Below are 22,491 nucleotides of genomic sequence, written 5' to 3' on the forward strand. Positions count from 1 at the left end.
GGATACCTTCATAGTGAAGCAGAAGAATTTCATAACAATGGATATGATTAAAGGAGGACTTACGATGAATTTAATTCCTACAGTTATTGAACAAACAAACCGTGGCGAGCGTGCGTATGATATTTACTCCCGCTTGTTAAAAGACCGTATTATTATGCTTGGATCAGCAATTGATGACAACGTGGCGAACTCAATCGTTGCCCAGCTTCTTTTCTTAGCTGCTGAAGACCCAGAAAAAGATATCTCCCTTTATATTAATAGTCCAGGTGGCTCTATCACATCAGGGATGGCGATTTACGATACAATGCAGTTCATTGCACCAAAAGTTCAAACAATCTGTATCGGAATGGCCGCTAGTATGGGAGCCTTCCTTCTTGCCGCAGGTGAACCAGGTAAGCGATTTGCCCTTCCAAATAGTGAAGTAATGATACACCAACCTCTAGGCGGAACACAAGGTCAAGCTTCTGATATTGAAATTCACGCAAAACGCATTCTCGAGATGCGCGAGAAGTTGAACCAAATTCTTTCTGAACGTACAGGTCAGCCATTGGAAGTAATCCAACGAGATACAGATCGCGATAATTTCATGATAGCTGAAGCTGCAAAGAAATACGGCTTAATCGACGATGTAATGGAGAAAAAATCAGAAATCAGCTCATAACTTTAGCTGTAACTAGACGAATATTAAGCAGCATGCCTCTGAACGGATGTTCAGAGGCTTCTTTTTAGTTTAGTGTAGGAACTTGAACTTCTCGTCAATAGGGGCAGAATTAAGGGTGTCGTTCGACAAGCATTTTAGCTGGAGCTAGATGTTACACTATTTCTAAAAAGTTATCCACAACCTAAGCAAATATAAATTCCTAAACGAAAAAAACACCGTGCTAAGAACGAATCTTTTGCACAGCGCTTTAGATTTTTACGACGCCTCTCTATTATTCGTCTGTTTCTACAAATTCCTTGAGAGCATTCAGTGCTTCACTTTCGTCATTTCCTTCGATCGTTAGCGAGATTGTTTTGCCCGCCCCAATCGCCAAGCTCATAATTCCCATGATGCTTTTCGCATTTACTTTCTTTCCTTCTCGCTCAATGTAAATATTTGAGGCAAATCGGTTAGCTTCTTGTACGAACAAAGCTGCTGGTCGAGCCTGTAAACCCGTTTTTCTTTTGACAGTTAGCGTTTGTTCAATCATTGTTAATTCCTCCCTTAAAAGACCTGGCTAACCGCCGATGATTATTAGCGGAAGCGGTTTAAATTTTATACTTGTTTTAACGAATAACTTCCCTTAGAAGGTGTTGTTCAAAAGGCCACGTAGTAAGGGAGCTTCTGCTAGTACCGCCACGCCTGTGCGAACACAGAAGTCAACCCAACCTGAGGAAGCTCGTTGGCAAATGCTATGGAGAGAATCCTTCGAGACAACTCGTAGTGGTTTCACGATGGAATGCTCGTCGTTCCAGTGCTTGAAGGCTTTGCCGCCTCGACCCACTTGGTCCTTTTTATGCTCCTTTTGAACACGCATTAGAAGCGCTTTCAAAAATGATAAAGCAGAAAAGGGAGAAGTGAGATCGAAATCTACACATTTTCCCCTGCTTTAATTTTATTGGCGAATTCATCAATTTTACGTAGGCGATGATTGACACCTGATTTACTTACTTTTCCGCTTTCCACCATTTCCCCAAGCTCTTTTAATGTTACATCCTGATGTTTAACACGAAGTTCAGCAATCTCTCTAAGCTTGTCCGGTAACGACTCTAAACCTACTTCTTCTTGTATAAAACGGATATTCTCGACCTGTCTCATCGCAGCTCCTACCGTTTTATTTAAGTTGGCCGTTTCACAATTTACGAGGCGGTTCACTGAATTTCGCATATCTTTCATGATTCTCACATCTTCAAAACGCAGAAGCGCTTGATGAGCACCAATTATGTTTAAAAAGTCACTGATCCGTTCTCCTTCTTTCAAATAGAGAATAAATCCTTTTTTCCGCTCTAACATTTTGGCATTAAGATGAAAATGATTCATGAGTTTACGTAATGAATCATTATGTTCCTCATATAAAGAAAAAATCTCCAAATGATAGGAGGATGTCTCCGGGTGATTGACCGAACCTCCCGCTAAGAAAGCGCCTCTTAAATACGCACGTTTACAGCAATCTGTTTCGATTAATTCCGGTGAAATATCTCTCGTAAATGAAAATACACCGTCAATAATTTTTAGGTCTTCTAAAAGCCTCTTCGCTTGATTAGAAATGCGCACAACATAAACATTGTTTTTTTTCAGACGCATTTTCTTTCGAACTAAAAGCTCAACATGAATCGAAAATAAGTCCTTAATTAGCGAATATATTCTTCTAGCAATGGCCGCGTTCTCGGTTTGGATATCGAGAATAAACTGCTTGTTTCCAAATGACAAAGAGCCATTCATTCGAATTAATGCTGCAAGCTCTGCTTTTTTACAGCATTGATCAACTTCTAGTTGTGTCAGCTCTTTTTTTGTCACAGAAGCAAAGGACATCTACCCCACCTCCTGACGTAATATAAATCCGTGTTCAAAAAAAAGGAGAAAAAGAGCCAACGTAGAAATTAGACTGCGATTTTTCCTGGACTTTTTGAACATCTTTTATAAATGATCCGGTCTTCTTTTTTCTTACGATTACTTACAACATCGAGACGAGTCGTTGAGAAACCTTCAACGCATCATGCCTAAGTAGGTAATTATCAAAGTATAACAGGTCATCCCCGATCACTTCTACTCCCAGGCTTTCTAACCGATCAACATCTACCTTTACTTCGGCTGCGCCTTCTCCTGCATAACGTTGAGCGTAAGAGTGAGGAATGTTTTGCACATTAACAAGTACTTTATCTAACAGATCATCTCCAACATGATCAACAAGAGCTTGAACGTGATCCCCTGCACTGAAATGATCGGTTTCCCCAGGCTGCGTCATGACATTACATACGTAGACTTTATCTGCTTTTGCTTTTTTCACGGATTCAGCAATTCCAGGCACAAGAAGGTTCGGTAAAATACTCGTGTAGAGGCTCCCTGGACCGATAACGATAAGGTCCGCTTCTTCAATCGCTTTAATGGACTCTGCTAATGGCGTAGCGTCAGCAGGTTCTAAAAACACACGCTTGATTCGCTTTCCCGCTTGTGGAATTTTCGACTCGCCTTCAATAAGAGTACCGTCTTCCATTTCAGCGTGAAGGACAATGCTGTTATTTGCTGCAGGAAGTACTTTTCCCCTTACATTTAAAATTCGACTTAATACTTGAACACCGCGAGCAAAATCACCGCCTGTGATCGAGGTCATTCCCGCTAGTAATAAATTTCCTAACGAGTGGCCAGATAATCCGTTTCCGTTTTCAAATCGATGCTGAAACAGCTCTTCGACAAGGGGTTCCACTTCAGATAACGCTATAAGCACGTTCCTCACGTCTCCTGGTGGTGGTATGTCGAGCTCTTTTCTTAACCGCCCAGAACTTCCGCCATCATCAGCTACAGTCACTATCGCTGTGATGTCCACCGGGAACGTCTTCAAACCCCTTAGTAATACTGATAAACCGGTTCCTCCCCCGAGAATCACGATATTTGCCTTCTTCAACCTTCTCGCTTTCCTTTCTCAACATCTCGATGGGTAACGTAAGTCATATACCCTTGATCGGTCAGCTTTTTCATGAAAAACTCAGCTAATGTTACAGACCGGTGTTTTCCGCCGGTACAACCGATGGCCACCACTAGCTGACTTTTCCCTTCCCGCTTATAATGTGGAAGGATGTAGGTGAGAAGATCATGCAGTTTATCATTAAATTGTTGCGTCTCCGCCCACTTTAACACGTAGTCGGATACTTCCTTATCCAATCCAGTTTTCGGCCGCATATGATCAATATAATGGGGGTTCGGCAGGAATCGAACATCAAATACGAGATCAGCATCAATCGGAATTCCATGTTTATATCCAAAAGACATCACTTGCACAGAAAAGACTTGTTTATCTGGTGAGGCAAAACGTTCAATTATTTTTTCCCTAAGTGCTAGTGGTTTTAGTTCTGTTGTATCTACGATCAACTGCGCTTGGCCTTTTAATTCATCAAGCATTTGGCGTTCGAGTTTAATTCCTTCTAATGGTGGACCATCACCAGACAGCGGGTGGGAACGCCTTGTTTCTTTATACCGACGTACTAACGCGCTATCTTTCGCATCTAAAAAGACAATCTGCGGTGTAACCTTAGCTTCCCCACTCAAATAGTCAATGGTTTCGAACAATTCATCGAAAAAGTCCCTGCCACGCAAATCGATCACGAATGCTACTTTTTTCATTTTATCGCCTGAATTCTTTATCAGGTCTACAAATTTCGGTATGAGTGCTGGAGGCAGATTATCCACACAAAAATAACCCAAGTCTTCTAAGCTGTGTACAGCTACGGTTTTTCCTGCACCTGACATCCCAGTTATAATGACAATTTCCATGTCCGTGGCTCTAACAGGCTGATTTTCCTTTTCGACCATCACCACCACCCTTTCTATTTTCGTATATTCATTTTATCTTATTCCGGATCTAAGTTGCATGACAAAAGTTGATAATCAGGAGAATAAACAAATGTACCATAAATTAACCCGCTGCGATTAAATATATGGTCGAAAAAATGATGATCTCCTTCTGCCATCGGTAAGTGTTTTACATGATCAACCATTTGCCACGCTAAGTGACCTTCTGGTGACTCACTTAGTAGACTGCCACTGAACTTTTCAGCATAAAAGGTGAAGAGCATCCATTCATCAATGGCTTTCCCTTCTTCTTCTATAACAACGGTAAAAACGCCTTTAAGTGTGGGTTCATAAAGATCCAGGCCCGTCTCTTCTTTGAATTCCCGAACGGCACTCTCTTTTACCGACTCTCTCGGCTCCATCTTTCCACCTGGCGCCACCCACCAACCTCGGCTAGGTTTTTGCAATAAAAGAACATGATCTTGATCACGTAATATACAGTTAGTGACCCTTCGCATTCCGCTCACCTCTACTCATTCATGATGAACTGGTAAAATCTTTATCTAGAAACGATAATCTTATAAAAGATTATTTGTTTGAAAATCCTACTTAAAAGTAGTCACCCCAAAATTTAAGAGGTAACTCTTTTCCTATTAGTCGAAAAAGCGCAACTGTCGCCTTAGCGTCGTGCGAGATAGGAAGCTCGACTTCCCCATCTTCTTCTGACTGTATATGATATCCTCTAGCGGAGCTAATTCCTCAACCAGAAGCAAATGCGTTTCTTAAAAACACAAAGAAAGCATACCTTTGTTTTGAAATTGTCAAACCTAGTCTCGATAAGCGACAACAATTTTCCCGCATAGTTCGATCATTATTTCACAATGTTAGATATCCATTTAATAAACGTTTTATTAGCAGTCTATGTGTGTTCCAAAAGAAGAACAACAAAGCCTGCCATGATCGCTAGCAGCTATTTCCTCATACTTTTTTGAACACCTCTATATTATACAATACTTTTTCTCTGCTCACCAATAACATAACAGCAAACGGAGGTTGAGAAATACTAGAAATGGGGTAACTATGAGTCGAATGGGATCGAAAAAAGAGGAGGAGATAAGAAAAGCGTAAAGCGCCTGGAGCTCGACATCGAAACGTGGATTTTTTTGGCTCTTTACTCTTAAAAAAAAGGGGCACAGGGGGGTAACCTGTGCCAAAAAATATATAAAAAAGGGGGTCAATTACTTACTTTTCATAATACCCGTATTTTGTTTCAACTCTGTTACAGCTTAATTAAGACGCAGTTACGAATTGTAAAAGTTTCACTTCAGTAAAGAAACATCTATAATAGTCCCATGATACTCTAAGGCTTTCGATGGTGAAACAGACCCCACGAAACTAATAATACAGAAATTGTTCGGGGACAGGCCCCGCACAAAATTGTGCGGGGCCTGTCCCCTGAATTTTGACGAAATGAGTTGACAAAAAGAGGGTGTCTCAAAAAGTGGTTTAACTTTTTGAGACACCCTCGATTATGTTTTTCAATAGATTAGCTTTTTGTCTTTGAGTTTTCCAGCTCTTCAGCTAAGCTCTCAACGTAATGTTGTGCGGCTTGAGCTGCGATACTTCCGTCTCCGGTTGCGGTTACGATTTGACGCAATGTCTTTTCACGAATATCTCCTGCAGCAAAGATACCAGGAATTTTCGTTTCCATCTCTTCGTCCGTTTCTACGTAGCCGTCTTCGTTTGTAATTCCAAGGTTAATAAATGGCTCATTGATTGGCAGCATGCCGATGTAAATGAACACACCGTCGGTTTTGAATTCTCGTTCAGAACCATCACTCTTATCAACCAGTGTAACACTGCCGACTTTGCCATCCTTCGCGTTAATCTCTTTTACAACGTGGCTCCAAATAAAGTCAATTTTGTCACTAGCAAAAGCACGGTCTTGCAAAATCTTTTGCGCTCGTAACTCGTCTCGTCGGTGAACCACGGTTACTTTACTCGCAAATCTCGTCAAGTATACAGCCTCTTCGACAGCAGAGTCTCCTCCACCTACGACAACAAGATCTTTTTCTTTAAAGAAGGCACCGTCACACACGGCACAATAAGATACGCCTCGGCCACCAAGTTCTTTTTCACCGTCGACGCCAAGCTCTTTGTACTTTGCACCCGTTGTAATAATGATTGAGCGTGCTTTCATCTCGCCATTTCCTAAAATGATGCGTTTGTACTCTTTACCATCGATGATTTCTTTTACATCACCATATTTATATTCTGCGCCGAACTTTTTTGCATGCTCAAACATTTTATTGGATAAATCCGGCCCAAGGATACTATCATAGCCAGGATAGTTTTCCACGTCTTCTGTATTGGCCATTTGCCCGCCTGGCATACCTCGCTCAACCATTACAGTTGATAAGTTTGCACGCGATGTGTAAACAGCTGCTGTCATACCTGCAGGACCTGCACCAATAATTACAACATCATAAATTTTTTCTTCAGTCACTTCGTCCACTCCCCTAATGCGGTAGGTTGGTTTTCGTATTCACATCTATATCCTAAGGAATTTTTATTCATAAGTCCAAAATACTGCTCACACATTATGGCAAAGACCTATCCTTATTGTTTGCCTCTAAGTGGGCTTTATTCTGATGAATTAGGACTTAGATTCAAGAACCGGCAACCGATAATAAAACCAAGACTGTTCCGGGGTTCCACCTGTGCTTAATGTGTCTAAACAACTTTCGGCCAGACTTTTTTGCTGATGATCAAATTGAATGACCCTTTTCCAAAGTTGTCTTGCCTTCTCATGGTCTCCGACAAACCATGCCGTTAACGCCATTTGGTGATAAAAACGCGGACGCTTTGAAAACGTATGTCGTTGATACAACCGTTTAAACCTATCATAAGCTTCATCATAATCGCCAAGGAGGAACCACGTCTTAGCAAGGTGATAGCCATACCAATCATCCATAGGTCTCATGACACGTAATCTTTGAGCAAACATCTCCCATCGGCTGTCGTTCATTTCCTTTAAGAAGACAACTAAATTACACTGAGCGAGAAAGTTGCTTTCTTCCTTCATCAGTAAATCATCAATAATGCCCATGGCTTGCTCTTTTTCTCCTTGATGAAACATCGCTTCTGATAAATAGGCATAAAGATCCCATTGGGTCGGCACTTCAGAAAGAGAAGTTGTAACCTCTCGCTCGGCCTCACCAAATTGGGCACGATCAATAAGGTCCGCCGCTCTTTCAAGACGACTGTGAGCAAGCTGCTCTTCTGTTTCTTCTTCGTCCTCAAGATCTTCACCATCATCTTCAAGCATCTCTAATAAAGTCGTAGCATCTTCAGCAAATTCGCCTTTCGGATCCATATTTAAATACGTTCTCAGATGCTGAACCGCAATATCAAACTCCCCTGCATGTGCAAGGTTATTCGCTAAAAAGAAATAGCACTCTGCCATGTTCTCATCTATTTCATGGATTACTTTCTCAAGCCATTCGTTAGATTCTTCAAACTGCCCCTGCTCTGCAAGAACAATCGCTAACTGGCATAAAAAAACCGGCTCTTCCGGCTCAAGACGGATCGCACGTCGAATATATTGAAGCGCTTGATTCGTATTTCGATTCTGATAAGCTTCGATCCCTTTTTTATAAAAATATGCACCGTCTTGCAAAAAAGGAATAACCTGCCCCATCTTTTCGTTAGAATTTATATTTCGCACAAATTGTGCCCCCATTTCAATCAATAAACCTAAATATCTTCTCTATGAGTACTTGTTCAAAAAAGAAGGACAAAAAAAGCCGAGAAGATCAAAACCACGACTATTTCCCCAAGCTTTTTAAACAACATTTATTGGCACTGCAAAAAAACACATACAAGCAGTATAACACGCACCACACCCACGATCTAGACCAGAATTTTAGTGATTTCGTGCCAGTGATTTGGTGCCTGACCCCCACTGCGTTAATACTGTACAGTGGCGGGGGTCAGGCACCACAAAAAGGCACAACAAAAGCGGTCCATTTTGGGTGGACCGCTTTTCGTTACTGCTATTCTTTTAAATGTTTTTTTCCGAACCGATTTTCTAATCGCTCGAGAATGTTGTCTAGCGGAAGTTTTTGTTCCTCTAATAATACGAGAAGATGATACAAGAGGTCCGCAGTTTCCCATGTCAACTCCTCTTTAGAACGGTTTTTAGAAGCGATAATGACTTCTGATGCTTCTTCTCCGACTTTTTTAAGAATTTTATCTACACCTTCATCGAACAAATAAGACGTGTAGGATCCTTCTGGCCGTTCTTTCTCACGCTGCGCAATCGTTCGTTCAAGTTCTTCAATGATCGCAAAGCGCTCTCGGCGTACTGACGCAGCTACTTCTTCGCCCCCCTCTACTTCCACCCCTGATAGTAACGATGTCGTAAAGCAACTCTCTGTGCCGCGATGACAGGCCGGTCCATCAGTTTCAACAAGGACGACGAGGGCATCTTTGTCACAGTCAAAAATGATGTCGTAAATCGATTGCGTATTACCGGAAGTTGCTCCTTTATGCCAGAGCTCCTGCCGAGAGCGGCTATAAAACCACGTCTGCTTCGTCTCAATACTTTTTTCAAGTGATTCCTCACTCATATAAGCAAGCGTCAGAACCTCTTTCGTCACAGCATCTTGAACAATTGCCGGTATCAGTCCCTGATCATCAAACGTTAACTCTGCACTATTCACCGGATGTTCAGCCCCCTTTCCTTCAACCAACCTTTCACTTCAGCAACACTCGTTTCTTTATAATGAAAAATCGAAGCCGCTAATGCCGCGTCAGCTCTTCCTTTTGTAAAAGCATCAAAAAAATGTTCTTTTTTCCCAGCACCACCTGAAGCAATTACAGGTACTGTGACAGCTTCACTTATTGCACTCGTTAACGTAAGATGGAAGCCTGATTTAGCTCCGTCCATGTCCATACTCGTAAGTAAAATTTCCCCTGCTCCTAACTCTACTGCTTTTTTTGCCCAGTCAACGGCATTTAGCTTCGTTGCATTTCGCCCACCGTGAGTGTAGACACGCCAAGAGCCCATTTCTTCGTCCCACTGAGCATCGATTGCAACGACAATACACTGAGATCCAAAGTAATCAGCACCTTCTTGGATAAGCTCTGGTCGATTAATAGCTGCTGTATTTAACGACACTTTGTCTGCACCTGCACGCAAGATCCGTTTCATATCAGCCAACGTATTAATCCCACCGCCAACAGTAAACGGAATCGCTAGCTCACCGGCAACCTCTTCAATGACATCAACCATCGTTTCCCGACCTTCATGAGAGGCACTAATGTCTAAAAATACGAGTTCATCCGCCCCTTCCTCGTCATAAAAAGCCGCCAGTTCAACCGGATCACCGGCATCTCGAAGATCAACGAATTGAACTCCCTTAACAACCCTACCTTCTTTCACATCTAAACAAGGGATAATTCGTTTAGTAAGCATTAGTCACCTCCGCGAGCGCTTGTTTCAGGGTAAATCGCCCTTCATACAAGGCCTTTCCAACGATCGCTCCTTCTACACCAAGGTGAGCTTTCTGCTTTAAACGTTTGAGGTCCGGTAATTCGCTCACACCACCAGAAGCAATCACTTTTCTCCCGGTCTGCTCAGCTAAATTTGCAATCGCATCCACGTTGGGACCACTGAGCATACCATCTCGAGAAATGTCCGTCATCACAAACCTTTTCGCCCCGTGAGTAATTAGTTCTTGAGCCAAATCTTCAGCTTTTACTGTAGATGTCGTTAGCCAGCCGTGCGTCGCCACATAGCCATCGCGAGCATCGATCCCAATAACAATTCGGTCACCACCGTAGGTACGAAGTAGATTTTGCACAAAGGTAGGATCAGATATCGCCGAACTTCCAAGAATGATGCGGTCGATTCCATAATCTAAATATGCAGCGGCAGATTTCTCTGTCCGGATCCCTCCACCAACTTGAATACGTACATTCAACTCTTCGGCTGCACGAATAACGTGAGCATGGTTTACAGGCTCGCCTTCTTTTGCACCGTCTAAATCAACCATGTGGACCCAACTTGCCCCATCCTGTGCAAAAGTAGCAGCCATATCAAAAGGAGAATCGCCGTAAACGGTTTCCTGATCATAATCTCCCTGGATAAGACGAACACACTTCCCATCACGCATATCAATAGCCGGATAAATTGTAAACATTACACTCTCGCCCCTTCCACGTAATCAGCAAAATTTTGAAGCATGCCAATCCCTACTGTGCTACTCTTTTCTGGGTGAAATTGCGTACCCCATACGTTGTTTTTAGCAACAACAGCAGGGACGACTCCAAAATAATCAGCAGTTGCCACAAGGTCTTCATGATTTGTCACTTTCACAGCATACGAATGAACAAAATAAACATGACCTTTAGACACTTTGTGGAGAATCGGATGATTACGCTGTTCAAAACTTAGCGCGTTCCAACCCATATGCGGGACTTTGTAGCGCTCGCCAGTGTGAGAAACCCCAGTCATTTTTTCCACGCGACCTTCAAGAAGAGAGAGACCTGAAGTTATCCCGTTCTCTTCGCTTTCTTCAAATAAAAGCTGCATCCCGAGACAAATCCCAAGTAACGGGCGGTTTTGAGCAGTCCATGAGCGGATAAAATCAATAAGACCTGCATCCTCTAATTCCTTCATGCCATCACGAAATGAACCAACACCGGGTAAAATAAGCCCCTGAGCTTTAACAAGTTCTTCTCGGTTTCCAGAAATAAAATAAGGGTACTCAAGTCGTTCCAACGCTTTTGAAACACTATGCAAATTTCCCATTCCATAATCAATAATGGCGATCATGACTATAATCGTCCTTTCGTTGACGGAATCCCTTTTACACGTGGATCTAGCTGGGTCGCTTCATCTAGTGCACGCCCTAACGCTTTAAAAATCGCTTCAATAATGTGATGTGTGTTATGCCCGTAGTGAACAATCACGTGTAAATTTATTCGCGCTTCAAGAGCAAGCTTCCAAAGAAATTCATGAACAAGTTCTGTATCAAAGGTGCCGACTTTCTCACTTGGAAATTCAGCCCGAAACTCGAGGTGCGGGCGGTTACTTAGGTCAACGACTACTTGGGCGAGCGCTTCGTCCATTGGGACAAAAGCGTTTCCGTATCGGCGAATCCCTTTTTTATCGCCCAATGCTTCCTTGAGCGCTTCTCCTAACACGATTCCAATATCCTCAGTCGTATGATGATCGTCAATTTCCGTATCGCCTTGAGCCTGAATACTAAGATCAAACAACCCATGACGACTAAAAAGGTCCAGCATATGTGTTAAAAAAGGCACACCAGTTTCTAATGTAGACTTCCCATCACCGTCGACTGCGATAGAAAGATCGATCTGTGTTTCGTTTGTGTTTCTTTTTTTGATAGCGTTGCGATTAGTCGTTGTCATTTTTATGATCCTCCAGACGTTGTTCTACTGAACGGGCATGTGCTTCTAACCCTTCTAAACGAGCAAAAGCAGCAATTTTCGCACCGTTTGCTCGTGCGGCCGTTTGACTATAAGAAAGGATACTCGATTTCTTTGTAAAATCATCTACATTAAGCGGGCTTGAAAACCGGGCCGTCCCATTTGTTGGTAATACGTGGTTCGGGCCAGCAAAATAATCACCCACTGGTTCTGAACTATTTTCCCCTAAAAATATCGCACCTGCATGGCGAATTTTCCCGAGGAGTTCAAATGGAGCCCCCGTTATGACTTCAAGGTGTTCTGGAGCCAGTTCGTTGACAGCGTCTACTGCTTCAGCCAATGATCTAGTTAAATAAATTGCACCAAAATCGCGAATAGAGGCTACGGCAATTTCTCTTTTCGGTAAAGTAGCTACTTGTTTGTCAACTTCGTCACTCACTTGTTCTGCTAGATCTCGACTAGTCGTTACTAGCACTGCAGATGCCATCGGGTCGTGTTCAGCTTGTGACAACAAATCCGCCGCTACGTAATGAGGCTTGGCTGTTTCATCAGCTAAGATGACAATTTCACTTGGTCCAGCAAACATATCAATATCTACAGTTCCGTACACAAGCTGTTTAGCAAGAGCTACATATATGTTCCCTGGACCGACAATTTTATCGACTGGACGGATTGTATTTGTTCCATAAGCGAGAGCCCCAACAGCTTGTGCACCACCGACTTTATAAATTTCCTTTACACCTAATTCATTTGCTGTAACAAGCACCACATCATTTAGACGCCCGTCTGCTTGTGGCGGCGATACCATGGCAATACGCTCCACCCCAGCTACGAGAGCGGGAACCACATTCATAAGGATCGTTGATGGGTAGGCAGCTCGACCACCAGGGACATACACACCGACCGCATCAAGCGGGGTTATTTTTTGCCCAAGGATCGTGCCATCTGGTTCAGTCGTCATCCACGATTGACGCCGTTGACGTTCGTGAAAGCGGATGATGTTATGTTTGGCTTCACGAATAATAGCCAACGTTTTTTTGTCGACGTTTTCGTATGCATCGGAGATTTCCTCCTCTGTTACTTTCAAGCTTTTTAACACTGCTCCGTCAAATTTTTTAGTTAGCCAGAATAAAGAATCGTCTCCGTCTTTTTTTACATCCGCTAAAATATTTTCAACCACTCGGCGCTGTTCCCCTGTACCTTGATCAATCGTACGCTTTAAGCTTATGTCCTCGGAATATTCAGTGATCTTCATGACTATCTCCCCCCTTCTATGACTTCCGCCAACCTCTCAACCATCAAGTCAATTTGCGTTGCTTTCATTCTATAGCTGACAGGGTTAACGATAAAACGAGAAGTGATTGTCATCATTGTCTCAGTTTCTATAAGTCCGTTTTCTTTCAACGTCCGCCCTGTAGAAACAATATCGACAATGCGATCGGCTAATCCTACGAGTGGCGCCAGCTCTATAGATCCGTTCAATTTAATAATTTCAACTTGCTCCCCTTGTTCACGGAAATACCCTGCAGCTAAATGAGGGTACTTCGTCGCGATTTTCGGTGCGATATCAGCTTTTGAATCGTATGATGGTAATGCGGCAACTGCCATGTAGCAAGCGCTGATTTTTAAATCAAGGACTTCGTAAACATCGCGTTTTTCTTCGATCAGCACATCTTTCCCTGCCACACCAACATCAGCTACCCCATGTTCCACATACGTTGGTACATCTGTCGGCTTAGATAAAATAAACCGCATCCCTGCTTCTGGTACATCAATAATGAGCTTTCTCGAATCTTCAAATTCCGGCGGTAAATTGTACCCTGCTTCGCGAAGAAGAGACACCGCTTCTTCAAAAATACGTCCTTTCGGCATGGCTACTGTAAGTATGCCGTTTTGAGCTTGACTGGCACGGTTTAGGTTAGTCAATTTGCGCACCTCCAGCCTTCTTACCGTTTTTTCCAATTAAGTAATTCACTTCGTCAAATTGAGAGGTATATTCGTCAAGATCAGCAATGCCATTTACATCCTGCATAATGACAGATTTGCCCATACTTCTTACCTTTGCTGCTTCAGTCATTGCTTCTTTACGGCGTTCATTACTGTATATGATACAGTGACTCACAGTCACTTCTTCCTTTGTTTTCCCAAGCGCTTCCGTGAGAAGGTCAAGCCGGATCGCAAAACCGGTCGCCGGTTCCGGTCGGTAAAATTTAGAGAGAAGTTCATCATACCGCCCTCCACCACCGAGCGGAAAACCGAGTTCATCACTGTAAGCTTCAAAAACAGTTCCCGTATAATAGCTCATATGCATGACTAAATTTAGATCAATAATCACGTGATCTTCCAAGTCGTAAGCTTTGAGTACATCGACAAGCTTATACATGTCAGCAAGAGAACGTCGGCCTCTCTCTGATTCGATAAGGTGTTCGGCATGACTTAAAACTTCGAAGCCGCCTCGTAAATTTAGAAGATCCGTTAACCTACGTCGGTCGATTGACGATAACGGAAGTTTTTCCAGCTCCATTTTAAAACCGACGTAATTCTTTTCATATAAGTACCTCCGAAACGTCCCAGCCCGTTCCTCGTTACCAAGAATTTCAATTAGAAGTGTATTAACATATCCAATGTGACCAATGGCTACTTTAAAATCAGTGAGGCCTGTGTTTTTAAGTGCTGCAATCATGAGGGCAATCACTTCCCCATCTGCGCTCGACGTCCCATCTCCAATGAGTTCAACCCCAACCTGTTCGAATTCAGCAGGCTTGCCACCTTCACGCTGCTGAGCGCGAAACACGTTAGCATCATACATAAGACGCAATGGACGCTGGATTTCTTGAAGTGTCGACGCCGCAATCCGCGCAATCGGTGCCGTCATATCAGGCCTAAGAACGAGTGTATCCCCCTGTTGATCCAAAAGCTTAAACAGCTGCGTATCCGATGTTGCCGACGCCGAACCAATCGTATCGTAAAACTCAAGCGTTGGTGTATCAATCGGCGCATACCCCCACCGCCTCACCTCTCCAGCAATCGTCCCCCTCACCTGCTGCTTCAAAGTGTAAAGCTCCGGCAAGGTATCTCTCATCCCCATCGGCTTCTCAAACATAAATGGCTTCGTCATCTCATCTCACACCTTTACCAGTTCTAAAAGTTACGGGGACTGTCCCCCGAACTTTTGTTCACAAAATTGTGCGGGGACTGTCCCCTGAATTTTTTCAAAAAAAAGAAGGTTTTTGTGTTCGTTTGTCGAGTCATGTTTCATTTGTGAGCTTCTACTTTAGTTCACTAATGTAATGTCGTAATAAAGTTATAAATAGTAGTCTACAAGGGATTAAGGTGAGCGTCAACTGATTTGTGTGTTTTTTCTTAACGTTCTGTATTCCGTAAAGATCAGATCTACTTTTAGAAGACTAGATCCATCTCGGAAGACCAGAAACATCACCATTTTGACTAGATTTAATTCTCGTTAGACCAAATCCAGCATCTGAATGACCAGATCTCACTCCATTTTGAATAGATCCCATTCCCAAATGACCTGTTCCAACTCGGTAAACCAGAAACTACCCAGTTTGACCAGATTCCATCACCAAAAGACCAAATGCGATTCAAAAGCAAGAATTCGCTGCCATCACTCCGGGGCTGTCTCGGTGGACTTTTTACTTTGCTTAGTATGTAAAGGAAAAGACATGTAGAGAACACACTTCCCATGGATCGGAGACCTTGTACATTTCCCTTTGCAGCTATTCTCCCGTAGTTTTTGAACAATCTCTTTTAGTCTTCACGTTTGTTTTCTCCAATATCAGACACAATAAAAACAAATCCAATCAGGAGGCGTTTTTCAAATGTTATTTAACTGGATTCCAAGAATATTAGTTGGTGGGGGGATCCCCCTTGTTGGATTAGGGGACTGGCTTGGTTGGAATGTGAATTTGCTTTTTGCATTATGTGCTTTGACCATTGTCGGACTGGCTGTTTATATGGGACGTGCAACAGATAGTGTCTCCATACACGTTGGCTCACGTATTGGCGGCATTTTAAATGCTACGTTCGGGAACGCGGTAGAGCTTATTATCTCTATTTTTTCCTTAAAAGCCGGTTTCGTGACAATCGTATTAGCATCCATGACCGGGGCGATTATCGGGAACCTTCTATTAGTAGCTGGGCTATCTTTTTTTATAGGTGGAGTCATGCACCAACGTCAAAAGTTTAATATATACGATGCTCGCTTTCACGTCGGACTACTCATGTTCGGAATTATTGTGGCGTTTGTGTTCCCACGGATATTTAATATGGATGGGGTTGGTCAAGATGGTATGATCTTAAGCATCGCCATTGCGATCATCTTAATTTTGCTTTACATTGCGGGGATTTATTTCCGCTTGTTTTCACAACGAGGTGCGTACCCTGTTGATGAAGAATCCGAGGATAAAGAAGAGGCAGAATGGAGCAAGAAGAAATCAATCGGAGTATTGGCAGGTTCAACTGTTGGAGTTGCCTACGTGAGCGAAAACCTCGTAGGGACGTTCGAAACCGTGACGGCCACTTTTGGCTTAAGTGAGCTCTTCATCGGGGTCATCTTAATCGCCATTATCGGAAACGCTGCCGAAAACGCGTCTGCAGTATATATGGCCTATCTGAATAAAATAAACGTCTCTATTGAAATTGCGATCGGATCAAGTATACAAATCGCCATGTTTGTCCTGCCCGTACTTGTACTCCTTTCATTTGTATTAGGGAACCCCATGGCCCTCGTTTTTTCAGCTCAAGAGCTCATATCCATGGTCCTTGCTGCTCTATTAGCCATTGTCATTATCAACGATGGCGACACCAACTGGTTTGAAGGCGCAACATTACTAGCTGCTTATCTAATCATGGGAATAGGCTTTTATCTCTTATAAATTGTACGGGGACAGTCCCCCGACAATTTGTTCGGGGGCTGTCCCCGTACAATTTCTGGACACAAAAAAAGCCGGTTTCGCGGAAGGTTCGATTCATTCTTCTTTGCGAAACCGACTTGAGATTATTTTATGATTTATTGTTATTCGTTGGATCGCTTGAGGCTTTTTGTTGATCTTCGTCAATATTTGCGGCAGGTTCCTCAGCTTCTCGTTGTTCCTTTGTTTTGATAAGCTTCATTGGATTTCCACCTACGAAAGCACCCGCGGGAACGTCTTTATGAACCAGAGTTGCAGCCCCAATGACAGCACCGTCTCCAATTTTCACCCCAGGAAGAATTGTAGAGTTAGCACCAATTAAAACGTTGTCGCCAATATCCACTTCCCCTAAGCGATACTCTTTAATCAAATATTCATGAGCGAGAATTGTCGTATTATAACCAATGACCGTATTCCTGCCAATCTTTATTTTTTCCGGGAACATGACATCGAGCATGACCATGAGAGCGACACTCGTTTCCTTCCCTACATCCATCCCCAAAAATGTACGGTATAGCGAGTTTTTCATCCCGAGAAATGGTGTATACCGTGCCAGTTGAATCACAATAAAATTCTTTACAACTTTAAAAAAAGGAACAGTTTTATATACGTGCCAAAGGGAATTAGCTGTTTTAACTGGGTAACGAGTCGTTTTCCTCATGGGTTTCGCTCCTCATGTTTTCATTCTTTCCTATAATTAATGGAATTTTCACTATGCGCCTTTTATTGCTGTTTTGTTTGCACACCTAAAACCGCTAATAAATCTTTCATTGAGTCGAGCATGACATCAGGTTCAAAGCTTTCCAAGTACTCTCTACCCTTAATTGACCAAGCAACACCGGCAGTTTTAGTACCCGCGTTTTTCCCACCTAAAATATCATGCTGACTGTCTCCGATCATCATGGCCTTTTCTGGCAAACTCCCTAATTGATTGAGTGCTTTTTCCAAAGGCTCCGGGTGAGGCTTGTACTGCTCAACATGATCCAGCGCAACTACCACTTCAAAAAACTGATCTAACCCCATCAGCTTCAAGCCTTTAATCGCCGTATCACTACGCTTCGTAGTCACAATTGCAAGCTTATATCCCTGCTTGCTCAACGTCTCAACTGTTTCATACACACCTTCATATTCACTAACCAGCTCCTCATGCTTTTCATGATTAAATGCCCGGTACGTTTTAGTCATTTCATCGATCCGTTGTGAATCAAGCTTTTCAAATGTTTCCGATAATGGAGGACCAATAAAGTGAACAACGTCTTTCTCCTCGTATTCTCCAGGATAATACTTTTCCATCGTATGCATAAAAGATGCCACAATCAAGTCAATCGTGTTGATCAACGTACCGTCTAAATCAAATAATATCGTATCAACACTTTCCATTGTTTCATACTTGTTTTTACTCATCTCTGTTAATCATCCTCTCACATTCAAAATTGTGCGGGGACTGTCCCCGCACAAAAAGTTTGGGGGACAGTCCCCTGAACATTAGTCCTCTGAAACATTTTTAAACGTTTTCCGAGTATGCTTCGTTGCTAGCTTCTTTCTTCTCAATCCGGTTCCAAATAAAGGCGACTGTTACCGTGAGAAGAATCGCGGTCACAAGTCTGATAAGAAGGAGTGGCCATAGTGGGATTCCGAGTGGTGCGAAGATGAGCGTATCTTCAACGACAGCGTGACAGGCAACTAGAAAGATAAAGACGAGGTAGAGGTCTTTCTTTTTTACACCGTCTTCTTTCACTGCCTGAATCATCACCCCAGCTCCATAAGCTAAACCGAATGCCAGCCCTGACGCTAAGGTAGTCGATGTATTCTCATTGACTCCTAATACTTTAGTAAAAGGACGCATCCATTTTGAAAACACATCGAGCCACTTTAGATCTTTCATTACTTGAACAAAAATCATAATTGGTATGACAATGGCAGCCAATTGAACAATCCCGAGCACAGCACTTTCCATACCTTGCAATAAGATTGGTCCCATACCCGTAATCTCTTCTTGAGATGGACCCGAAACTAAACCATATGTGGCTGTTTCTCCTCCACCTTGCCAAACAAGATGAATAACCCAAGCTGAAGCAAGTGCAAGCCCAATCCTCACAAGAAGGACGACCCATACCTTTAACCCAACTTGTTTCGCTACAGCCGATTCTACAAAAAGATTATGAGAAAATGAAAGCATGACAGCTAAAATAAATACTTCTTTTACTGTCAATTCCATCGTGAGAATAGCTCCAATGGCTGCATACAAGTTAAGGACGTTCCCTAAGACTAGAGGGATCGCCGCTTCCCCCGATAACCCAATCACACTCATTAGAGGTGCCAGTAATCGAACAAGCCAATCCATCACCGGCGTATGACTGAGAATCGTCACAATTAATGTGATCGGAAAAATGATTTTTCCCAACGTCCAAGTCGTCATCAAGCCCACTTTCAAGCCTTTTTTCAAAGTTGTAAGCATATGTTTCCCCCATCCCACTCTCACCGTTCAACTTATATTCTAAATGAACCATTTAATTTGTGATCAAAAAGGAGGCCAAAAAGATCAGAGAAATTTACCGCAATTTTCCCCAAGCTTAATGGACTCTCTTGTTAATATACATGATCTTTCGTCTCACTTAACATTATCACAATAAACGTTATTCTTAAAGAATACAATGGGCTGCTTAAAACAAGTAGCATTTCATTATCTGGCACTCTCTAAAAATAAAATAAGGCGCCAGAGGTGAATCTCCTGACGCTTTGCTTTTACCATACTATTTTTTCTTCTTCTTTTTATTACGGTTGCCGCTAGGTCCTGCTTTCTTTTTACTAGGAGACCGTGTGTCTTCCTCATCCAAGTAGCGCTTTTCAGCTAGCCCTTGTTTTCGGCGGTAAATTAAAACCACCACAGCTCCAACAATAAGAACAAGTGACATCACTTGCGCTGTCCTTAAGAGGTCAAAAATCATTAAACTGTCTGTACGAAGTCCCTCGATGAAAAAGCGGGCGAAAGAATACCAGATCACATAGAAAAGGAACATTTCCCCTCGACGTAAATTGACGCGACGCAAGTATAGTAACAAGGCTATCCCTAGAAAGCTCCACAGGGACTCATACAAAAACGTCGGGTGGTAATAAGCACCGTTAATATACATTTGATTAATAATAAACTCAGGCAGCATTAAATTTTCTAAGAACTGTCTGGAAACCTCGCCGCCATGGGCTTCCTGGTTCATAAAATTTCCCCAACGCCCCATTGCTTGGCCTAATAAAATACCCGGCGCCGCAATGTCCATTATTTTCCAAAATGATAACCCACGTTTTTTTGCAAATACAAGGACGACAATCGCTGCCCCAATAAGGCCACCATGAATGGCCAATCCTCCTTCCCAAATCGCAATGATTTGACCAGGGTTTTGAGCGTAATAATCCCACCGGAAAATGACGTAATAAAGCCTTGCCGATATGATTGCAACGGGAAGAGCAATTAATAAAAGATCAGCGAACATATCTTTCGGCAAGCCTCGTTTCTTCGCCTCACTGTTCACTAAAAGATACCCAAGAAAAGCTCCGAAAGCGATCAATAGCCCATACCAATAGATCGTAATCGGCCCCAACTCAAGAGCAACCGGATTTAATGGTTGAATTGTTCCTACCATGTTTCCCACCTCGTTTTTTTATCTATTAGAGGTTGTTCAAAAAAGTCAAGAACCATAGCCTACGAATATTTTCGAAATGTCGTCGTTTAATCCATAAGCTTAGATTTCCTCCAATTTGAACATGCACTATTCTTCCCTTTAGTACTCCTCTTTATCTCCATCTTCAATGACATCATTCAATCGTTCGGTAAACTGCTGAGCTGCGTTAATGCCCATACGTTTCAAGCGAAAATTCATTGCCGCCACTTCAATAATAACAGCTAGGTTCCGTCCTGGACGTACCGGAACCGTTATTTTCGGTATTTCTGTATCAAATATTTTCATCTTTTCTTCATCAAGTCCGAGTCGGTCATATTGTTTCTTTTGATCCCATAACTCTAAATGGATCACTAAGCCGATTCTCTTGTAGTTTCGCACTGCTCCCGCACCAAACAACGTCATCACATTAATAATGCCGAGTCCACGAATTTCAAGAAGGTGTTTTATTAGATCAGGAGCAGATCCGACTAATACACCGTCATGCTCTTGTTTAATTTCCACCGAATCGTCTGCAACAAGCCGATGCCCTCGTCTTACCAAGTCTAAAGCTGTTTCACTTTTACCCACACCACTTGATCCGGTAATCATCACACCAATGCCATAAATATCAATCAACACACCATGGATCGCTGTCATTGGTGCTAGTTGCGTTTCTAAATAGGTTGTAAGCTGTGAACTCAATCTAGTAGTTGTTATTTTTGAAATAAGAATAGGTACTCCTACTTCATTTGCCGCATTAATTAATTCTGGCGGTGCTTCCATATCTCGAGAAAGGATGATACCCGGTGTATCATATGTAGAAAGCCTGTCCATCCGGTCTTTCTTATCCTCATCCGATAATTGACTAAAAAACGTCATCTCCGTTTTCCCTAATAACTGTATACGTTTGGCAGGATAATACGTAAAATAGCCTGCCATCTCCATACCTGGCCTTGAAATATCGCTAGTCGTAATTGCTCGGAAAACAATGTCATCATTCTCATTTACAAGCTCGAGATCAAATTCTTCAATCAATTCTTTTGCTGTTACTTTCGCCATGAGTACAAAAACCTCCTATGCTCTACCTACCACCATTATTCACAAATGCATAAATCTTACCCAATAAAATGAAGGTCTCCCCACTCCATTATGCGCAACCATTTCGAAACTAAATTTATTAACCCTCTCATTTTATCACAACTAAAAACCAATCAGAAGTTCAGGGGACTGTCCCCCGACAAAAAGTTCGGGGGACAGTCCCCGCACAATTTTGTGAACAAAAAAATCGTTGGCGAGAACACTCACCAACGGTTCTTGTGATAAGCTATTTCCTACCTTTTTGTAATCGGATCTACAATAAAGGTATGGATGATGGCACTTAAAATGGCAAAAATGATCGCTGCAACAATGGCCAAGCCAAATCCATCAATGTTAAATGAGTTCCCCATCAAAGCTTGCGTCAGCATTAACGTGATCGCATTGATCACAAATAAAAATAACCCAAGTGATAGGATCGTAATTGGCAGTGTTAACACGACAAGGATAGGCTTTACAACAAAATTGACGATAGCCAAGATAAAGCTGGCTAGAAGTGCCGCTGTAAAACCCTCCACTTCAAATCCGGAAAAGAAACCGGAGATGATAAGAAGTACGGCTGCATTGACAAGAATTTGCAGCAGCCACCCCATTAACGGTTCACTTCCGTTTCATTCGGAATCACAAATACTCCGATAATATAAGCCAAGGCAGTCGCAACATTCCCAAAAATCAATGCGATAATCGCAATAATCCGTACAACCGTTGGATCGATGTTAAAATACGCTCCTATTCCGCCGCAAACACCGGCAAGCTTTCGATCATGTACAGTTCGGTATAAGCGTTTCATTTTCCACACGCTCCCTTCATGATGTACTAGTAAATTTTCATAACCTTTAAAATGCATTATAGTGTCATTTAAAGA

Annotated in this window: 24 protein-coding genes; 2 read left to right on the plus strand and 22 right to left on the minus strand. The window is 42.5% G+C overall.

What is annotated here, in order from left to right; genetic code table 11:
* Positions 1-64 precede the first annotated feature (64 nt).
* Positions 65-661 (plus strand): ATP-dependent Clp endopeptidase proteolytic subunit ClpP, encoded by a 597-nt coding sequence (clpP, locus tag CDZ94_RS10845; RefSeq protein ID WP_096436933.1) that lies wholly within the window; start codon positions 65-67, stop codon positions 659-661.
* A 271-nt stretch (positions 662-932) separates the two neighbouring features.
* Here the strand turns inward: clpP and CDZ94_RS10850 are convergent, their stop codons facing one another.
* The 15 genes from CDZ94_RS10850 to CDZ94_RS10920 all read right to left on the minus strand — a co-directional run bounded on the left by CDZ94_RS10850 (position 933) and on the right by CDZ94_RS10920 (position 15,062).
* Complete coding sequence (locus CDZ94_RS10850; RefSeq protein WP_096436935.1) at positions 933-1,190, minus strand: HPr family phosphocarrier protein; 258 nt, start codon at positions 1,188-1,190, stop codon at positions 933-935.
* 380 nt (positions 1,191-1,570) lie between these two features.
* Positions 1,571-2,512, minus strand: coding sequence for a DNA-binding protein WhiA (whiA, locus tag CDZ94_RS10855; RefSeq protein WP_096436937.1), 942 nt, complete (start codon positions 2,510-2,512; stop codon positions 1,571-1,573).
* Between the two features lie 142 nt (positions 2,513-2,654).
* Positions 2,655-3,602 carry a gluconeogenesis factor YvcK family protein gene (locus tag CDZ94_RS10860; protein ID WP_096436939.1) on the minus strand — a complete coding sequence of 316 codons (948 nt, stop codon included), beginning with the start codon at positions 3,600-3,602 and terminating at the stop codon, positions 2,655-2,657.
* Positions 3,599-4,507 (minus strand): RNase adapter RapZ, encoded by a 909-nt coding sequence (gene rapZ / locus CDZ94_RS10865; protein ID WP_096436941.1) that lies wholly within the window; start codon positions 4,505-4,507, stop codon positions 3,599-3,601. The genes CDZ94_RS10860 and rapZ overlap by 4 nt, the downstream gene beginning before the upstream one ends.
* Positions 4,508-4,545: 38 nt before the next feature.
* The gene (locus CDZ94_RS10870; protein ID WP_096436943.1) at positions 4,546-5,004 is read right to left on the minus strand and encodes an 8-oxo-dGTP diphosphatase; all 459 of its coding nucleotides are present in this window, start codon (positions 5,002-5,004) and stop codon (positions 4,546-4,548) included.
* A gap of 1,028 nt (positions 5,005-6,032) precedes the next feature.
* Complete coding sequence (gene trxB, locus CDZ94_RS10875; protein ID WP_157812113.1) at positions 6,033-6,992, minus strand: thioredoxin-disulfide reductase; 960 nt, start codon at positions 6,990-6,992, stop codon at positions 6,033-6,035.
* A 150-nt stretch (positions 6,993-7,142) separates the two neighbouring features.
* On the minus strand, positions 7,143-8,213 hold the full coding sequence (locus CDZ94_RS10880) for a tetratricopeptide repeat protein (RefSeq protein ID WP_157911744.1): 1,071 nt from the start codon (positions 8,211-8,213) through the stop codon (positions 7,143-7,145).
* A 328-nt stretch (positions 8,214-8,541) separates the two neighbouring features.
* Positions 8,542-9,210, minus strand: coding sequence for a bifunctional phosphoribosyl-AMP cyclohydrolase/phosphoribosyl-ATP diphosphatase HisIE (gene hisIE, locus CDZ94_RS10885; protein WP_096436949.1), 669 nt, complete (start codon positions 9,208-9,210; stop codon positions 8,542-8,544).
* Positions 9,207-9,965 (minus strand): imidazole glycerol phosphate synthase subunit HisF, encoded by a 759-nt coding sequence (gene hisF / locus CDZ94_RS10890; RefSeq protein ID WP_096436951.1) that lies wholly within the window; start codon positions 9,963-9,965, stop codon positions 9,207-9,209. Before hisF ends, hisIE begins: the two co-directional genes overlap by 4 nt.
* Positions 9,955-10,692, minus strand: a complete 738-nt coding sequence (gene hisA / locus CDZ94_RS10895) for a 1-(5-phosphoribosyl)-5-[(5-phosphoribosylamino)methylideneamino]imidazole-4-carboxamide isomerase (RefSeq protein ID WP_096436953.1) — start codon at positions 10,690-10,692, stop codon at positions 9,955-9,957. Before hisA ends, hisF begins: the two co-directional genes overlap by 11 nt.
* Positions 10,692-11,333: an imidazole glycerol phosphate synthase subunit HisH gene (gene hisH / locus CDZ94_RS10900; protein ID WP_198520908.1), complete on the minus strand. Its 642-nt coding sequence runs from the start codon at positions 11,331-11,333 to the stop codon at positions 10,692-10,694. The genes hisA and hisH overlap by 1 nt, the downstream gene beginning before the upstream one ends.
* A complete protein-coding gene (hisB, locus tag CDZ94_RS10905) occupies positions 11,330-11,926 on the minus strand; it encodes an imidazoleglycerol-phosphate dehydratase HisB (protein ID WP_096436957.1) in 597 nt (198 codons plus the stop codon). The genes hisH and hisB overlap by 4 nt, the downstream gene beginning before the upstream one ends.
* Positions 11,913-13,199 (minus strand): histidinol dehydrogenase, encoded by a 1,287-nt coding sequence (hisD, locus tag CDZ94_RS10910; RefSeq protein WP_096436959.1) that lies wholly within the window; start codon positions 13,197-13,199, stop codon positions 11,913-11,915. Before hisD ends, hisB begins: the two co-directional genes overlap by 14 nt.
* Before the next feature lie 2 nt (positions 13,200-13,201).
* Positions 13,202-13,816 carry an ATP phosphoribosyltransferase gene (gene hisG / locus CDZ94_RS10915; protein ID WP_096440758.1) on the minus strand — a complete coding sequence of 205 codons (615 nt, stop codon included), beginning with the start codon at positions 13,814-13,816 and terminating at the stop codon, positions 13,202-13,204.
* Positions 13,817-13,862: 46 nt separating this feature from the next.
* Entirely contained in the window at positions 13,863-15,062 is a 1,200-nt protein-coding gene (locus tag CDZ94_RS10920) for an ATP phosphoribosyltransferase regulatory subunit (RefSeq protein WP_096436961.1), read from the minus strand.
* 721 nt (positions 15,063-15,783) lie between these two features.
* Between CDZ94_RS10920 and cax the strand changes: the two genes are divergently transcribed.
* On the plus strand, positions 15,784-16,839 hold the full coding sequence (gene cax, locus CDZ94_RS10925; RefSeq protein ID WP_096436963.1) for a calcium/proton exchanger: 1,056 nt from the start codon (positions 15,784-15,786) through the stop codon (positions 16,837-16,839).
* Between the two features lie 127 nt (positions 16,840-16,966).
* Here cax and CDZ94_RS10930 read toward each other — a convergent pair whose 3' ends face one another.
* The 7 genes from CDZ94_RS10930 to CDZ94_RS10960 all read right to left on the minus strand — a co-directional run bounded on the left by CDZ94_RS10930 (position 16,967) and on the right by CDZ94_RS10960 (position 22,416).
* Positions 16,967-17,536, minus strand: coding sequence for an acyltransferase (locus tag CDZ94_RS10930; RefSeq protein WP_096436965.1), 570 nt, complete (start codon positions 17,534-17,536; stop codon positions 16,967-16,969).
* A 62-nt stretch (positions 17,537-17,598) separates the two neighbouring features.
* Positions 17,599-18,279, minus strand: a complete 681-nt coding sequence (gene ppaX / locus CDZ94_RS10935) for a pyrophosphatase PpaX (RefSeq protein ID WP_245415727.1) — start codon at positions 18,277-18,279, stop codon at positions 17,599-17,601.
* Positions 18,280-18,379: 100 nt separating this feature from the next.
* Positions 18,380-19,333, minus strand: coding sequence for a nucleoside recognition domain-containing protein (locus CDZ94_RS10940; protein ID WP_096436967.1), 954 nt, complete (start codon positions 19,331-19,333; stop codon positions 18,380-18,382).
* A gap of 295 nt (positions 19,334-19,628) precedes the next feature.
* Complete coding sequence (gene lgt, locus CDZ94_RS10945; RefSeq protein WP_096436969.1) at positions 19,629-20,513, minus strand: prolipoprotein diacylglyceryl transferase; 885 nt, start codon at positions 20,511-20,513, stop codon at positions 19,629-19,631.
* A 138-nt stretch (positions 20,514-20,651) separates the two neighbouring features.
* Entirely contained in the window at positions 20,652-21,590 is a 939-nt protein-coding gene (hprK, locus tag CDZ94_RS10950; RefSeq protein ID WP_096436971.1) for an HPr(Ser) kinase/phosphatase, read from the minus strand.
* A gap of 272 nt (positions 21,591-21,862) precedes the next feature.
* On the minus strand, positions 21,863-22,219 hold the full coding sequence (locus CDZ94_RS10955) for a phage holin family protein (RefSeq protein WP_096436973.1): 357 nt from the start codon (positions 22,217-22,219) through the stop codon (positions 21,863-21,865).
* Positions 22,219-22,416 (minus strand): PspC domain-containing protein, encoded by a 198-nt coding sequence (locus tag CDZ94_RS10960; RefSeq protein WP_096440762.1) that lies wholly within the window; start codon positions 22,414-22,416, stop codon positions 22,219-22,221. Before CDZ94_RS10960 ends, CDZ94_RS10955 begins: the two co-directional genes overlap by 1 nt.
* Positions 22,417-22,491: the final 75 nt, after the last annotated feature.

It is taken from the genome of Alteribacter populi, assembly GCF_002352765.1.
Lineage (GTDB): Bacteria > Bacillota > Bacilli > Bacillales > Salisediminibacteriaceae > Alteribacter > Alteribacter populi.

Coding starts and splice junctions, on each gene's coding strand:
- clpP (WP_096436933.1), top strand. CDS start 65: ATGAATTTAATTCCTACAGTTATTGAACAAACAAACCGTGGCGAGCGT.
- CDZ94_RS10850 (WP_096436935.1), bottom strand. CDS start 1,190: ATGATTGAACAAACGCTAACTGTCAAAAGAAAAACGGGTTTACAGGCT.
- whiA (WP_096436937.1), bottom strand. CDS start 2,512: ATGTCCTTTGCTTCTGTGACAAAAAAAGAGCTGACACAACTAGAAGTT.
- rapZ (WP_096436941.1), bottom strand. CDS start 4,507: ATGGTCGAAAAGGAAAATCAGCCTGTTAGAGCCACGGACATGGAAATT.
- CDZ94_RS10870 (WP_096436943.1), bottom strand. CDS start 5,004: ATGCGAAGGGTCACTAACTGTATATTACGTGATCAAGATCATGTTCTT.
- hisF (WP_096436951.1), bottom strand. CDS start 9,965: ATGCTTACTAAACGAATTATCCCTTGTTTAGATGTGAAAGAAGGTAGG.
- hisA (WP_096436953.1), bottom strand. CDS start 10,692: ATGTTTACAATTTATCCGGCTATTGATATGCGTGATGGGAAGTGTGTT.
- hisB (WP_096436957.1), bottom strand. CDS start 11,926: ATGACAACGACTAATCGCAACGCTATCAAAAAAAGAAACACAAACGAA.
- hisD (WP_096436959.1), bottom strand. CDS start 13,199: ATGAAGATCACTGAATATTCCGAGGACATAAGCTTAAAGCGTACGATT.
- hisG (WP_096440758.1), bottom strand. CDS start 13,816: ATGCCGAAAGGACGTATTTTTGAAGAAGCGGTGTCTCTTCTTCGCGAA.
- CDZ94_RS10920 (WP_096436961.1), bottom strand. CDS start 15,062: ATGACGAAGCCATTTATGTTTGAGAAGCCGATGGGGATGAGAGATACC.
- cax (WP_096436963.1), top strand. CDS start 15,784: ATGTTATTTAACTGGATTCCAAGAATATTAGTTGGTGGGGGGATCCCC.
- CDZ94_RS10930 (WP_096436965.1), bottom strand. CDS start 17,536: ATGAGGAAAACGACTCGTTACCCAGTTAAAACAGCTAATTCCCTTTGG.
- ppaX (WP_245415727.1), bottom strand. CDS start 18,279: ATGAGTAAAAACAAGTATGAAACAATGGAAAGTGTTGATACGATATTA.
- CDZ94_RS10940 (WP_096436967.1), bottom strand. CDS start 19,333: ATGCTTACAACTTTGAAAAAAGGCTTGAAAGTGGGCTTGATGACGACT.
- lgt (WP_096436969.1), bottom strand. CDS start 20,513: ATGGTAGGAACAATTCAACCATTAAATCCGGTTGCTCTTGAGTTGGGG.
- hprK (WP_096436971.1), bottom strand. CDS start 21,590: ATGGCGAAAGTAACAGCAAAAGAATTGATTGAAGAATTTGATCTCGAG.
- CDZ94_RS10955 (WP_096436973.1), bottom strand. CDS start 22,219: ATGGGGTGGCTGCTGCAAATTCTTGTCAATGCAGCCGTACTTCTTATC.
- CDZ94_RS10960 (WP_096440762.1), bottom strand. CDS start 22,416: ATGAAACGCTTATACCGAACTGTACATGATCGAAAGCTTGCCGGTGTT.